Source organism: Streptomyces sp. NPDC034049, assembly GCF_055575575.1.
Map to the genome: position 1 here is coordinate 764,800 of NZ_JBVISJ010000003.1, position 13,327 is coordinate 778,126.

Consider the following 13,327-nt stretch of genomic DNA (forward strand, 5'->3'; position numbering starts at 1 on the left):
GCGGGACCGATCGGTGGAACGTGTTGATCCGCGCCGACGGATCCTCCTGGCCCTCGGGACGGTGGTCGCCGTCGCCGCTCTCGGCGCCTCGGTGCTCGGCGGCGGGCCCGTGGAGCGGCCCGCGCCGCCCGGTGGTCAGCTGGCCGGGCAACTCGACTCCCTGCGCGGCGCCAACGATCTCGTACGGGCCACGCGTGCCGACGTCGGGCGCGATCCCGCGCTGTACCCGACCGCGTACGGACGGCTGGAGGCCACCCTCGCCGAGCGCCACCGAGGAGGCGAAGGGCCGGGCGGAGTGCCGGAACTGCGGCTCGCGCCGCTCGTCGAACTCGCCCGGGCGGATGCCCTCGACACCCCGGCCTGGCGGGCCCATTACGTCTGCCTCTCCCTGGCAGGGGCCGAGCCGGGCGAGAGCCGGAGTGCGGCAACCGTCCTGGAACGGGCCGGACTCCGGAAGCGGGCCGCGCACGAGGCGCTCGGGTATCTGCGCGCGCCCGACGAGGAGGACGATCCCTTGACCTCTCTCGCCACACGAGCCGCCTTCCTGCAGACGCTGACCTGCCTGGGGCAGGACGACGACGTGCCCCGGGCTTCGCTGACCACCCTCGCGGCGGACACCGCGCGCGCCGAGCGGGCCGTACCCGTGCTCTACGCGGTGGAGGCGCTGCGCGGAGTCGGCGTACGGGCGCGGGCGACACGCGCGCTTCGGGGCGCGGATGCGCGGTTGGCGGCCGGCTGTACCGGCCTCGACCCCATCCAGCGGGCCGCCCTGACCCTGCTCGGACATCGGCTGACTCGGCAGACCGCCGACTGTCTGCTGCCGTACCTGGCGGACCCCGACACGCAGACGCGGTGGCTGGTACGTCGAGCCCTCGGCGGCGACGGGGCAGGCCGAACCCCCGGTTTGCTCCCCAGGCCGGTCGGGCGCGTGCGGGCGGACGGTCTCGTCGCGAAGGCACCGGCCCAACTGGGGACGCTGACGGCCACCTACAACGCGGCGAGAGCGCTGACGGCCGCCGCACAGCAGGAACACACGCCGACCTGGCTCGAACGACGGTTGACGCGGATGGGTTCGGGCACCGGTGCCGTTCTCGACCCCTCCGATCGGCTGTTGCTCGCCATGACGTGTCATCGGCTGGCCCTGAGCTGTGGCCCGCAGGCCGAGAAGGGGGCGGCGGAGGCGGCCCGGCTGGAGGTGCCCGCCCGGCTGACGACGGAGAACGAGCGCCGTTGGTACGGCGTCATGTCGGCCCGCGCGGAGTTCGGGCTCGCGTGCGGGCGTACGGCCGTCGAGTTGCCGGACGGCGAGGGCAGGGACGGCGCGTGGCTGTCCGCCCGCTCGCTGCGCATCGTGACCGTGCTCGCGCACGCCGGGTGCACGGCGTCGGCCGAACGGCTCACCGAGGGGACCGACCTCGTCGACCAGGCCCGGAAGTCGTTGCGGGAGGGCGACCTGGTGACCGCCTCGGACGCCGTACAGGCGGCGCTCGCCTCGGACCAGAGCATTCCGCAGGAACTGTGGGACGACCTGCCCGGGCTGCTCCGGCGCCACCGTGACAAGGAGTTCCCCGACCTGTACGCCACCTCACCGGGCGGCAGGGCCTCGGCGGAGGCCACCAGAGCCGCGTACTACCTCCTCGCCTGACCCGCCTCACGTATCAGCCCCCACAACCAGAAGGACGCCTCCGCACCATGAACCCCGCCTCCCCACCCGCCGTCGTGGCCGAGGGCCTGGCCTTCGGCTACGCGTCCGGCGGTGGTCTGGTCCGTGCCGATCTCACCCTCGAAGCGGGCACCACGGCCGCCGTCGAAGGGCCGTCCGGTTCCGGGAAGAGCACCCTGCTCGCCCTGCTGGGGCTGATCCTGTCCCCGACCGCGGGCTCCCTGCACATCACTGGGACGGACACGGCCGCGTTGGCCGCCGCGGACCGGGACCTGATGCGGCTGCGGTCGATCGGCATCGTGCTGCAGGATCTCGGGCTGTTGCCGTTCCTCAACGCCTGGGAGAACGTGGCCGCCGCCTTCGGCCCCCGGCTCGCCCGGCACCGTACGGAGGCCAAAGCGCTCCTCGGTGACCTGGGCATGGGGGACCTGGCCGAATCCCGGGTCACCGAACTCTCCGGCGGGCAGCGGCAACGCATCGCCGTCGCGCGGGCGGCCGTGAAGCAGCCGGTGCTCATCCTGGCCGACGAGCCGACCTCGGGTCTGGACCCGAGGACGGCGAGGTTGGTGATGGACGCGCTGCGTTCGTGCGCGGAGCGGGGCGCGGCGGTACTGCTCGTCACGCACGACGCGGCGGTCGCCGGGACCTGCGACCGGCGCCATGTCCTCGACGAGGGAGTGCTGTCCGCCGTCGAGCCGCACAACGCCCCCGAGAGGAGCCTCGGATGAGCCGGTGGAGTCTGTACACATGGGCGCGGGACGGCCGTTCGCTGCGCAGGGCGTTGCCGGCGCTCACGGTTCTGGCCGCGTTGCTGACCACGTCCGCGGGGGTGGCTGCCGGGGCCGCCGGTGCCGTCGAACGGGACGTACTGGGGTCGGGCGGGCTCACCCAGATCGAGCTCTCGTCGTTCGAGGGCGACACATCGGTCCGGCCGCTCACCACCTCGGCGCTGCGGGACGCCGCGGACGTGCCGGGCGTCCGGCGGGTCGTCGCCGACTACCCCTCCGTCCTGTACGCCGAGGAGGACGGGACGTACGACCTGGCCGGCCACACCCTGACGCCGGGTGACGATCTGCCGCTGGTGAAGGGGCGGATCCCCGGGGCCTCCGTCGGACTGGGCCGCGAGGAGGTGGTGCTGCCGGCCGCCGCGCAGGGGACCGACTTCGCCCCGCTCCTCGGGCGGACCGTTGCCTTCGGGTACACGCGGGCGACGGGCGCCGCGTCCGGCACCACCGCCGTCATCAGGCTGAAGGTCGCCGCCCTCTACGACCCCGCATGGCAGGCCGACGGCCCCGACGTCGCCTACCTGTCGGAGGACACGGCCGCGCTGCTGGCAGCGGCGCGCGCCGGGCTGACGCCGGAGACGTTCCGGGCCCGGGAGGGCGCGCAGTCCGCCGTAGTGCTGGTCGGGCATCAGCGGCAGGTGGCCGCCGCGACCGGGGCGCTCCAGGGGAAGGGGTTCTCGGCGTCGCCGGTGTCCGACCGCGTCCGCAACCTGCCGGGACTCTTCGGGGTGGCCGACCTCGCGATGCGGGCCGGGGTGCTGGTCCTGGCCGTGAGCGCGGTCGTGCTCGGGGCGATCCGGGCGGCGGACAGTACGCGGGCGCGGGTCGGGCAGTTCGCCGTCCTGCGGATCCTCGGGTCCGGTCGTCCCGAGCTGCGGCGGATCCTGCTCGGCGAGGCCCTGCTGTCCGGTGGGGCGGCCGGGGTGGCGGGCGTGTTCGTCGGTACGGGTGTGTCCGTGGCGTCGGCCGGTCCGCTCAGCGATCTGCTCGGCCTGCCCATCGGCGCCGCGGGCGCCCTCCCGGGGCCGGCCTGGGCCGCGGCCGCGCTGCTGTTGCCCGCCGTCGGCCTGGCCGCCGGCACCCTCCTCGGCAGCCGCGAAGCCCTCCGTAGGGACCCTTACCTCACTGCTCGGGCGCATGCGTGACGGCCGGGCACTGTCCTCGCCGACCGAGTCTCCCCTGAGCCGACAGCAGAAGGGACAGTAGGAGAAGGGAGCTCGGGGGAGAGCGGAGGAACGGCCGTGATCGAGGCGGAGTTGAAGGCCCGTGTCCGTGGGCCGGAGGCGGTAGCGCGGGCGCTCGACGAACTGGGGGAGGGCAGGTCCGAGACCTACCAGGACACGTACTACGACCTGCCCGACGGCAGCCTGCGGGCGCGGGACGAGGAGTTGCGGCTGCGGTTCGTGGCCGACCACGGCACAGGGGAGCGGCGCACGGTGCTCACTTTCAAGGGGGCCGCCGTGGACGAGGCGTCCGGTTCGAAGCCCGAGTACGAGACGCGGGTCGAGGACTCGCAGAACGCGCACGCCATCCTGGAGCACCTCGGCTACGTTCCGGCGATCGTGTTCGAGAAGCGGTGCCGTAGCCATGCCTTCGAGGCGTACGGGCGGCAGCTGCTCGCCACCCTCGTACGGGTCCCCGAGCTGGACGGCACGTTCCTGGAGGTCGAGACCCTGGTCCAGGAGGAGGCAGAGGTCGTCGCGGCCCTCGACGACATCCGCGCCGTACTCGCCGACCTCGGCATCGCCCCGGAGGACCTCACCCGCGAGCTCTACACCGAGGCGGTGGCGGCAGCCCGCCGTACACGGCCCTAGCCGCACGGCACGCCCAAACACTTCGCCGTACAAACACCTGAGGCCGGAATCCTTGTCGGATTCCGGCCTCAGGCCTTCAGTAGCGGGGACAGGATTTGAACCTGCGACCTCTGGGTTATGAGCCCAGCGAGCTACCGAGCTGCTCCACCCCGCGTCGTTGAAACCAGTGTACGCCATCCGCGGGACCCCTGAGCACACGGTTAACGGCGGCCCCCGTCCGGCGTCTGTCGCGGTGGCCCCCTTCAGCCCAGCAGATGTCTGTTGGGTGCCTTCGCCCGCTCCTCGTACTCCGGCACCACGACCACCTCGGCGCCCTCCGCGGACAGCACCGCGTTGCCCGCCGCCGCGTCCTCGACGAACGTGTCCGGCTCGCGCCAGGCCGTGACGACGCGGCGGACGCCTGCGTCGAGGACGAGCCGGGCGCAGGGCGCGGGCCGGGAGGCGCGGCGGGCGCACGGTTCGAGGCTGCTGTAGACCGTGGCGGAGGCGAGGCGCGGGTCGGCGGGGTCGAGCTTGGCGAGCGCGGCCTCCTCGGCGTGGACCACGGGGTCGTCGCCCTCGCGGGAGTGGCCGCGGGCCAGTTCCGTACCGTCCGCCGCGACCACGACCGCCCCCACGCTGAACGCGGTCCGCGAGGGCGGGCAGGCGGAGGCCAGGGTGCAGGCGAGGTCGAGCCAGTGCCGGTCGGCGGGGGAGACGGCCGGGCCCGTGCCGGGGACGGTGGGGGCGTAGCGGATGAGGACGACGTCGCCGACCGGCCGGGTCTCCAGCAGCCGCAGCCGGCTCTTCGGCCCGCCGGGGTAGCCGCCCGCCCCGAACAGCCGTGGCGCGTCCGCCTCGCCGACGAAGAGCGGCGCGACGGCCAGCTGCACCTCGTCCGCGAGGTTCTGCTGGAGGAGCTGGGTGTGGACCCGGCCGCCGCCCTCCACCATGAGGCGGCGGATCCCGCGTACGTCTCCGAGGTGGTCGAGGACGGCCGTCCACTTCAGTTCGGGGCCGACGGAGACCACGGCCACGCCTCGCGGTCCTGTCGGCAGGCCCAGCCCGTGCAGCCGTTCCGCGCCCTTGTCGGTCGTGTACACGACCTTCTCGCCGCCGGTGTGCCAGAACCGGGCCGCGGGGTCGAGTTCGCCGGACGCGCTGACCGTGACCTTCAGCGGGTACTCGGGGAGTCCGGCGGCGATCCGGGCCGCGCGCCGCTCGGGGGAGTTGACCAGCAGCCGGGGGTTGTCGGTGCGCAGGGTGCCGGCGCCGATCAGGATGGCGTCGCTGGCCGCGCGCACCTCGTCGACCCGGTCGAAGTCGGCCGGGCCGGAGAGCAGCAGCCGCTCGGGCCCGGTGTCGTCCAGGAAGCCGTCGAGGGAGACGGCGGCGGACAACAGGACGTAGGGCTGGGGCATGGGACGTGCTCCCTTGGTTCAAGTTTTAAACAATAACTACACTGTACGTATGACGACCCGCTGGCTCACCCCCGACGAACAGCGTGCCTGGCGCGCCTACGTGGCGGCGAGTTCCCTCCTCGAGGACGCGCTCGACCGGCAGCTCCAGCAGGAGGCCGGCCTGCCGCACCTCTACTACTCCGTGCTGTCCGCCCTCTCCGAGGCCCCGGAGCGGCGGATGCGGATGACCGAGCTGGCCGAGCGCCTGAAGATCACGCGCAGTCGGCTGACGTATGTCGTGACCAGGCTGGAGAAGGACGGCGTGGTGCGGCGCGAGGACTGTCAGTGGGACAAGCGGGGCAGCGTCGCCGTGCTCACCGACGAGGGCATGACCCTGCTGGAGCGCACGGCGCCGGGGCATGTCGAGACGGTCCGCAGGGCCGTCTTCGACCATCTCAGCCCCGAGCAGATCGGCCAGTTCGAGGAGATCTGCTCGGCCATCGCGACGGCGATCCAGGGTGGGGACCCCCGGTCGGCCCCCGGCTCGGACGACCTGCCGTGGCGCCGCCGCGCGTGTTCGCCGGGCCAGCAGGACGAGCGGGACCGCGCGTGACGGACGAGCGGGACCGCGCGTGACGGACGAGCGGGACCGCGCGTGACGGACGAACGGGACCGCGCGTGACGGACGAGCGGGACCGTGCGGGACGGACCGGACCGCGCGTGACGGGAATGTGACGTATCCCCAAACCGGTTGCTTGAAATTTGAAGCACGGGTTAGAGTCGCTCCGAGCGCTGTGCTTCAAAACTGAAGCACAGCGACACCCCGCACCAGGACCGGAGAACCGCATGCCCGACTTTCCCGCTGCCACCCCGCGTGCCCGCGTCCGGGTACCGCTGCGTTTCCAGGACGGCTACGGCGTCGACGCCGAGATGGTCACCTTCCACGACCTCGTCGACGGCCGGGAGCACCTGGCGATCGTCCTCGGCGACCCCGCCCCCGGCACGGCCCCGCTGGTCCGGCTGCACTCCGAGTGCCTGACCGGCGACGTGTTCGGCTCGGCCCGCTGCGACTGCGGACCGCAGCTGCGCGAGGCGGTGGAGCGGATCGCCGACCGCGGCGGCGTCCTCCTCTACCTCCGCCAGGAGGGCCGGGGCGTCGGCCTCTACAACAAGCTCGACGCGTACGCCCTCCAGGACCAGGGCCTCGACACCTACGAGGCGAACGCGGCGCTCGGGCTGCCGGAGGACGCCCGGGACTACACGGCGGCGGCGCAGATGCTGGGTGCCCTCGGCATCGACGAGCTCGATCTGCTCTCCAACAACCCCGACAAGTCCCAGCAGCTGCGCGACCTCGGCGTGCGCGTCCGCGACCGCGTCCCCACGGGCGTCTTCACCACCGCCCACAACGTCCGCTACCTCCGCGCCAAGGTCCTCCAGACCCAGCACACCCTCCCCCTGCACGAGCTGACGGGCGCGACCGGACTGACGGGCCTCTCGGCCGGCTGAACCCCCACCTGAACCCCACCCGCACCTCCTCCGTCATTCGGTTTCCTAGCCCACTCGGCCCCGTCGACTAGCCCCGCCGTCCGCCCCCGGAAACCCTGTATCCGTGGGGCAGCGAGAGGGCGTGGAGGCCGTGCGGGAGCCGGGTGGGCGGCGGTTCTCGTACGCCCGTACGCTCGCCCGCGCCCTTCCCGTGCTGCTGATCGCCACCGGCCTCTTCTACGACCACTTCACCCCGCGCGAGTTCACCGCGGTCCCCTTCTTCACCGCCGCGCCCCTGGTGACGGCCCCGCTCTTCACGCTGTTCGGCACGGTGGTCGTCGGCGCCGCGTCGGTGGCCGGGATCACCGCCGTGCGCTTCTACTACGACGACGCGGGCCGGGTGGACGCGGTCACCGAGATCGCCACGGTGGCCACGGTCGCCGTACTGGCCGTACTGATCAACCGCCTCGTCCGCCGCAGCGACGCCCGGCTCGCCACCGCCCGGGAGATCGCCGAGGCGGCGCAGCGGGCCGTACTGCCGGTGCCGCAGGAGCGGATCGGCGGGCTGGAGGTCGCCGCGCGGTACGAGGCCGCGCAGGCCGGTGCGTCGATCGGCGGCGATCTGTACGCGGTGCAGGACACGCCCCACGGCGTACGGCTGATCGTCGGCGACGTCCGCGGCAAGGGGCTCGGGGCGGTGTCGGCGGTGGCGGTGCTGATCGGGGCGTTCCGGGAGGCGGCCGAACAGGAGGCGACACTCGAAGCGGTGGCCCAGCGGCTGGAACGCGCGCTGGCCCGGGAGGGAACACGGCGGGAGGCCGCGCGGCGGGACGCGGCGGTGGAGTACGAGGGGTTCGTGACGGCCGTGCTCGCGGAGTTCCCGCACGGCGCCGGCCGTGCCCGGATCGTCAACCGGGGCCACCCCTCCCCTCTGCTGCTGCACGCCGACGGCACCCTGTGCACGCTGGACGCCCGGCAGCCCGCGCTCCCGCTCGGCATGGACGACCTCGGCACCTGGCCCGACCGCGCGGAGGAGACCGGATTCCCGTCCGGCGCCACGCTGCTCTTCTACACCGACGGCCTCTCCGAGGCGCGGGACGCGCACGGCGTCTTCTACGACCCGGCCGCGCGCCTGGCCGGCCGCGGCTTCACCGCCCCGCGCGCCCTGTTGACGACCCTCGCGCAGGAGGTCCGCCGGCACACGGGCGACCGCACCACGGACGACATGGCCCTCCTGGCGGTCCGCCGCCCCTGAGACACGGCCACGCTCGCACACCGATATCACCGAGCGTGTCCGTGTCACCGTGTTCCGTAGAGGAAGTGACGTCCCGTCAAGGCAACTGTTACTCGCGAGTCAAGGTCAACTCGCCCGTTTTCCACCCCTCATGACCCGTAAAGTCCAGCGCGAAGACCGGAACGATCATTCAGAACAGCTTGGAATGGAGTACTCGCGTCTATTAACGTTCGATAACGCAGCGCGGTCGTCCCAGCCGTCACAAGAGACGGCTCCGTGCTCATGCGCCGAATCCCGCAAGGGAACCGGGGAACCACCACCCTGGGGTGAATCGCACGGAAACCGCCGTGGCTGTACGCACGACCGGTTTACGCGCGTAGGAGACCTTCCTGCTCCGAACCCGTCAGCTAACCCGGTAGGCGAGGAGGAAGGAAGGAGTACGCCCACGTGGCGTCGAACCGGTCCGCGACCGAAGCCCCGTTCGTGCCGGCCCAACGTGACGGCGAGAGCCAGACGTTCGGCTACGGCAGCTATGACAGCGACAACGAGGGCCCCTGGCAGGAGTGGAATCCGAACGAGGAGACCCTGCGCCCCGCTCGCGGCCGGCACCGCGTCGCCAAGAAGAGCGGCGTACTCGCCCGTAACGGACTGGCCCGTAGCTCCACGGTCCTCGGCGTCGGTGTCATAGCCGCCGTCAGCGGCGCCGGCATGGCCAGCGCGCAGTCCGGCAAGGCCCCGGTCTCCATATCGATGCCCGACATGCCGAACGTCGGCTCGGTCTTCGAGGACGAGGCCGACGAGCCGGAGCCCGAGGCCTCCAGGACCCCGCTCAGCAGCGCCGGTCTGACCGCCGCCGAGACCGAGCAGGGCACCGCGGACGCCGGCGAGGCGCTGCGTGCCCGCATCATGGCGCAGGCCGAGTCCCAGCAGGACGCCTTCGACAAGGCCGCCGCCGAGGCCGCGCAGACCGCCGCCGCGGACAAGGCCGCCGAGCAGGCCGCCAAGGAGAAGAAGGAAGCCGAGGCCAAGGAGGCCGCCGCCCAGAAGAAGGCGGAGGAGGAGGCCGCGGCGAAGAAGGAAGCCGAGCGTCTCGCCGCCCTGGCGAAGCAGTTCACCCTTCCCACCTCCTCGTACACCCTCACCTCCACCTTCGGTCAGGCCGGCCCGTACTGGTCCTCCGGCTACCACACCGGCCTCGACTTCGCGGCCCCCACCGGCACGCTCATCAAGGCCGTCCACAGCGGCACCATCACGCAGGCCGGCTACGAGGGCTCCTACGGCTACAAGACCGTCCTCACCCTCGATGACGGCACCGAGATCTGGTACGCCCACCAGTCCTCCATCGGCGTCAGCGTCGGCCAGAAGGTCGCCACCGGCGATGTCATCGGCCGCGTCGGCGCCACCGGCAACGTCACGGGCGCCCACCTCCACATGGAGGTCCACCCCGGCGGCTCCAGCAGCGGCATCGACCCGGCGGCCTGGCTCCGCAGCAAGGGCCTGACCCCGTAGCCCGCCGCCCCTCGGCACTGCACAGCGACGCCGCGTAAGCCCCGGGCCTACGCGGCGTTCGTCCTGCCTCGGTGTCGATGGGGAATGCGGGCGTCCGGTCCGCTCGTTGACGTTGGACATGACTTCTCTTCGCAGGCTCGGCACGTCCGACATCGAGGTCTTCCCGCTCGCCCTCGGCGGCAACGTCTTCGGCTGGACGGCGGACGAGGCGCAGTCCTTCGCCGTCCTCGACGCCTACGCCGCCGCGGGCGGCAACTTCATCGACACGGCCGACTCGTACTCGGCCTGGGTCGAGGGCAACGAGGGCGGCGAGTCCGAGCGGATCATCGGCAGGTGGGTCGGGTCCCGCGGCAACCGCGACGACGTGGTCATCGCGACCAAGGTGAGCCAGCACCCCGAGTACCAGGGCCTGACGGCGGCCAACATCAAGGCCGCCGCCGACGCCTCGCTGGCCCGCCTCGGCACGGACCACATCGACCTCTACTACACCCACTTCGACAAGCCCGAAGTCCCCGTCGAGGAGATCATCACCGCCCTCGATGACCTGGTGAAGGCCGGCAAGGTCCGCGCAATAGCCGCCTCCAACATCAGCCCCGAACGCCTGAAGGCCTCCCTGGACTTCTCGGCCGCCGAGGGCCTGGCCCGCTACGTGGCGCTCCAGCCCCACTACAACCTGGTCTCCCGGGACACCTACGAGGGCCCCCTCCAGGCCGTCGCCGCCGACGCCGGCCTCTCCGCCGTCCCGTACTTCGCCCTTGCCAAGGGCTTCCTGACGGGCAAGTACCGCCCCGGCACGGCGGTCGACAGCCCCCGAGCCGCAGGCGCCGGCGCCTACCTCGACACCCCGGCGGGCCCCCGCGTCCTGGCCGCCCTCGACGACATCGCAGAGTCCCACGGCGTCGCCCCCGCCACCGTGGCCCTGGCCTGGCTGGCCGCCCAGCCGACCGTCGCGGCCCCCATCGCCTCGGCCCGCTCCCTGGACCAACTCCCCGCACTCCTGGGCGTGGCCGACCTCACCCTCACCCCCGAAGAACTGACCCGCCTGACCGACGCCTCGGTGTAACCCCGGGTCCGGAGCAAACGCACGCCGCACCGGCACGGCCCCGACCCCGCCCCCACCCGCGCGCTAGTACCGATAGGGGTTGTACGAGGGATACGCCGCCGCGCCGTACCCCTCGTACATGCCGTGCCCCTCGTACGGGCCGTACCCCTCGAACGCCCCGCCGGCGGCCCCGTACCCATACCCTTGCGCGGCGCCGTACCCGTACCCGTACGCGTACTTCGCCCCGACCTCCCGCCCGGCATACCCCATCGCAGCCCGGGCCAACTCCCGCCGCCGCCACAGCTCGAACAACAACTCCCGCTCCCGCAGCGCGAAGTCACTCCCGACCCGCCCGCGCAACCCCCGGTACCGGTGGAAGGCCAACTTCGTCGCGTACACCTCGTACTCCGCGATCGACCGGCCCCCCGCCTTCCCGAAGTGGTGCGCCGCATACTCCCGCGCCACCCGCCGAGCCCGCATCGACCCCAGCACGGACGGCTCGACCGGCGTCAGCCACCCCGCGGCCGCATACGCCGGCAACCCCTCCCGCACGATCCGCAGCTCCCGCTGCCGGGCCCAGATCACCCACCACGTCAGCAATCCGAACGCCGGCATCATGAACGCCGCGTACACCGCGAAGAACCCGTACTCCCCGAACGTCGCCGACCCGTTCCACACCGAGTGCATCCCCATGGCGAGCAGGAGTCCGCCCACCGGTACGAGCACCCGCCGCCCTCGCTGCCACTCCGCGGAGAACGCCGCCACCCCGAACCCGATCCCGGTCAGCACGGTGAACAGGGGGTGCGCGAACGGCGACATGATCACCCGTACGAAGAACGTGGCCGCGGTGACCGACGCGAGGCCGCTCCCCCCGCTGAGCTGGTCCGTCCCGAAGGCGGTCCCCAGATACAGGATGTTCTCGGTGAACGCGAAGCCCGTCGCGGTGAAGCCCGCGATCACCACCCCGTCCACGACCCCGGTGAAGTCCCGTCTCCTGAACAGGAACACGAGTAAGACGGCGGCGGCCTTGGCGGTCTCCTCGACCACGGGGGCTATGACGGTGGCCCCGAGGGTGTCGGCGTGCGAGGGGTCGGCCGTGGCGGTCGCTATCCACCGCGTCGCGAAGCTGTTCGCCACGATGGCTATCAGCGCCGCCGCGCAGGCTCCCCAGGCGAACGCGAACACCAGGTTGCGCCAGGGCCCGGGCTCCACCCGGTCCAGCCACCGGAACGCCGCCATGAGGAGCGGCACGGGCAGCACCGCGAGCCCCAGCCCGACGAGAAACCCCTCCGTGCCGGTCTGCTCCCGGACGAGCGCGAGGATGACGAGCCCGGAGACGGCGAGCAGTCCTATCAGCGCGCCGTATCTGACGCTCTTCCGCTGCCACCAGCGGGTGGGCCTGAACACATACCCACCGGTGGGACCGCCGGGGTGCGTCGGGTAGGGGGAACTGGTGGCCATTGCATTGACCCTAACGAGGGACGGGCGCCGCCCGCGACGGCGCGTGGTACGCCCCGCCGGGCGGTGAAGGCAAGTCGTCAGGCGCCTGTGGGGGGCAGTTCGGACTGCTGCTTCTGCTCCTGCTCCTGCTTCCGCTTCTGGTTCCGCTCCTGTTCACGCTGCTGTACGCGGCGGAAGAGCAGATCGTTCACCACATGACCCTTGTCCAGTCCCTGCCCCTCGAAACGGGTCAGCGACCGGAACGCGGGACGTGGCGCAAAGCCGCCGTCGGCCCGGGTGTTCTCGAAATCGGGGTGCGCGGTGAGCACGTCCAGCATCTGCTCGGCGTACGGTTCCCAGTCCGTCGCGCAGTGCACGACGGCCCCCGGCCTGAGCCGTGACGCGACGAGCGTGAGGAATTCCGGTTGGATGAGCCGCCGCTTGTGGTGCCGCTTCTTGGGCCAGGGGTCGGGGAAGTAGACCCGCAGCCCGTCCAGGGAGTCGGGGGTGAGCATCTCCCGCAGGAGGATGATCGCGTCGCCGTTGGCGACCCGGACGTTGGACAGACCGCCCTGGTCCGCGAGGTTCAGCAGGTTGCCCTGGCCCGGTGTGTGCACATCCACGGCGAGGACATTGGTCTCGGGGTCGGCGGCGGCCATCTGCGCGGTCGCCTCGCCCATCCCGAAGCCGATCTCCAGCACGACGGGCCGGTCGTTGCCGAACAGCTCGACGAGGTCCAGGTCCCGTCCGTCGATGTCGAGCCCCCACTTGGGCCACAGCCGCTTCAGGGCGTCCGCCTGCCCGGCCGTCACCCGGCTCCGCCGCGGCTGGAAGCTCCGGATCCGCCGCTCGAAGTGCGACCCGGCGGGATCCGCCCTGGGCCCGTCGGGGAACCGGGGCTCACCCTTGACCCGGGTCTGCCGAAGGGGGGCACCGGGGGTGCGGGGCTCGGGGGCATCGATGGAGTCAGACACAG

The 13,327-nt window shown here is 72.4% G+C and carries 12 protein-coding genes, 1 tRNA gene and 1 riboswitch; of the genes, 9 read left to right on the top strand and 4 right to left on the bottom strand.

Annotated elements, in window-relative coordinates; genetic code table 11:
• The first annotated feature begins 13 nt into the window (after window positions 1-13).
• The 4 genes from ACZ52C_RS13125 (at window position 14) to cyaB (ending at window position 4,262) form a co-directional block, all read left to right on the top strand.
• Window positions 14-1,645 (top strand): hypothetical protein, encoded by a 1,632-nt coding sequence (locus ACZ52C_RS13125; protein WP_469074757.1) that lies wholly within the window; start codon window positions 14-16, stop codon window positions 1,643-1,645.
• 47 nt (window positions 1,646-1,692) lie between these two features.
• A complete protein-coding gene (locus ACZ52C_RS13130) occupies window positions 1,693-2,391 on the top strand; it encodes an ABC transporter ATP-binding protein (protein WP_469074758.1) in 699 nt (232 codons plus the stop codon).
• A complete protein-coding gene (locus tag ACZ52C_RS13135; RefSeq protein ID WP_469074759.1) occupies window positions 2,388-3,593 on the top strand; it encodes an FtsX-like permease family protein in 1,206 nt (401 codons plus the stop codon). Before ACZ52C_RS13130 ends, ACZ52C_RS13135 begins: the two co-directional genes overlap by 4 nt.
• A gap of 96 nt (window positions 3,594-3,689) precedes the next feature.
• A complete protein-coding gene (gene cyaB / locus ACZ52C_RS13140) occupies window positions 3,690-4,262 on the top strand; it encodes a class IV adenylate cyclase (protein ID WP_469074760.1) in 573 nt (190 codons plus the stop codon).
• Between the two features lie 80 nt (window positions 4,263-4,342).
• Here the strand turns inward: cyaB and ACZ52C_RS13145 are convergent.
• Window positions 4,343-4,416, bottom strand: a tRNA-Met gene (locus ACZ52C_RS13145).
• A gap of 88 nt (window positions 4,417-4,504) precedes the next feature.
• The gene (locus tag ACZ52C_RS13150) at window positions 4,505-5,662 is read right to left on the bottom strand and encodes a dihydrofolate reductase family protein (RefSeq protein WP_469074761.1); all 1,158 of its coding nucleotides are present in this window, start codon (window positions 5,660-5,662) and stop codon (window positions 4,505-4,507) included.
• 49 nt (window positions 5,663-5,711) lie between these two features.
• Here ACZ52C_RS13150 and ACZ52C_RS13155 point away from each other — a divergent pair, with 49 nt between their 5' ends.
• The 5 genes from ACZ52C_RS13155 (at window position 5,712) to ACZ52C_RS13175 (ending at window position 10,932) form a co-directional block, all read left to right on the top strand.
• Window positions 5,712-6,254 (top strand): MarR family winged helix-turn-helix transcriptional regulator, encoded by a 543-nt coding sequence (locus ACZ52C_RS13155; protein WP_469074762.1) that lies wholly within the window; start codon window positions 5,712-5,714, stop codon window positions 6,252-6,254.
• Window positions 6,255-6,487: 233 nt separating this feature from the next.
• A complete protein-coding gene (locus ACZ52C_RS13160) occupies window positions 6,488-7,147 on the top strand; it encodes a GTP cyclohydrolase II (RefSeq protein ID WP_469074763.1) in 660 nt (219 codons plus the stop codon).
• Between the two features lie 103 nt (window positions 7,148-7,250).
• Window positions 7,251-8,381: a PP2C family protein-serine/threonine phosphatase gene (locus tag ACZ52C_RS13165; RefSeq protein WP_469074764.1), complete on the top strand. Its 1,131-nt coding sequence runs from the start codon at window positions 7,251-7,253 to the stop codon at window positions 8,379-8,381.
• Between the two features lie 254 nt (window positions 8,382-8,635).
• Window positions 8,636-8,797, top strand: a riboswitch (cyclic di-AMP (ydaO/yuaA leader).
• A gap of 10 nt (window positions 8,798-8,807) precedes the next feature.
• A complete protein-coding gene (locus ACZ52C_RS13170) occupies window positions 8,808-9,869 on the top strand; it encodes a M23 family metallopeptidase (RefSeq protein ID WP_469074765.1) in 1,062 nt (353 codons plus the stop codon).
• A 118-nt stretch (window positions 9,870-9,987) separates the two neighbouring features.
• Entirely contained in the window at window positions 9,988-10,932 is a 945-nt protein-coding gene (locus tag ACZ52C_RS13175; RefSeq protein ID WP_469074766.1) for an aldo/keto reductase, read from the top strand.
• Window positions 10,933-10,995: 63 nt separating this feature from the next.
• Here ACZ52C_RS13175 and ACZ52C_RS13180 read toward each other — a convergent pair whose 3' ends face one another.
• Together ACZ52C_RS13180 and trmB are read right to left on the bottom strand one after the other, a co-directional pair.
• A complete protein-coding gene (locus tag ACZ52C_RS13180) occupies window positions 10,996-12,372 on the bottom strand; it encodes a PrsW family intramembrane metalloprotease (protein WP_469074767.1) in 1,377 nt (458 codons plus the stop codon).
• A 77-nt stretch (window positions 12,373-12,449) separates the two neighbouring features.
• A complete protein-coding gene (gene trmB, locus ACZ52C_RS13185; protein WP_469074768.1) occupies window positions 12,450-13,325 on the bottom strand; it encodes a tRNA (guanosine(46)-N7)-methyltransferase TrmB in 876 nt (291 codons plus the stop codon).
• Between the last annotated feature and the right edge of the window lie 2 nt (window positions 13,326-13,327).

Coding starts and splice junctions, on each gene's coding strand:
- ACZ52C_RS13180 (WP_469074767.1), bottom strand. CDS start 12,372: ATGGCCACCAGTTCCCCCTACCCGACGCACCCCGGCGGTCCCACCGGT.
- ACZ52C_RS13135 (WP_469074759.1), top strand. CDS start 2,388: ATGAGCCGGTGGAGTCTGTACACATGGGCGCGGGACGGCCGTTCGCTG.
- ACZ52C_RS13155 (WP_469074762.1), top strand. CDS start 5,712: ATGACGACCCGCTGGCTCACCCCCGACGAACAGCGTGCCTGGCGCGCC.
- ACZ52C_RS13130 (WP_469074758.1), top strand. CDS start 1,693: ATGAACCCCGCCTCCCCACCCGCCGTCGTGGCCGAGGGCCTGGCCTTC.
- ACZ52C_RS13150 (WP_469074761.1), bottom strand. CDS start 5,662: ATGCCCCAGCCCTACGTCCTGTTGTCCGCCGCCGTCTCCCTCGACGGC.
- ACZ52C_RS13160 (WP_469074763.1), top strand. CDS start 6,488: ATGCCCGACTTTCCCGCTGCCACCCCGCGTGCCCGCGTCCGGGTACCG.
- ACZ52C_RS13175 (WP_469074766.1), top strand. CDS start 9,988: ATGACTTCTCTTCGCAGGCTCGGCACGTCCGACATCGAGGTCTTCCCG.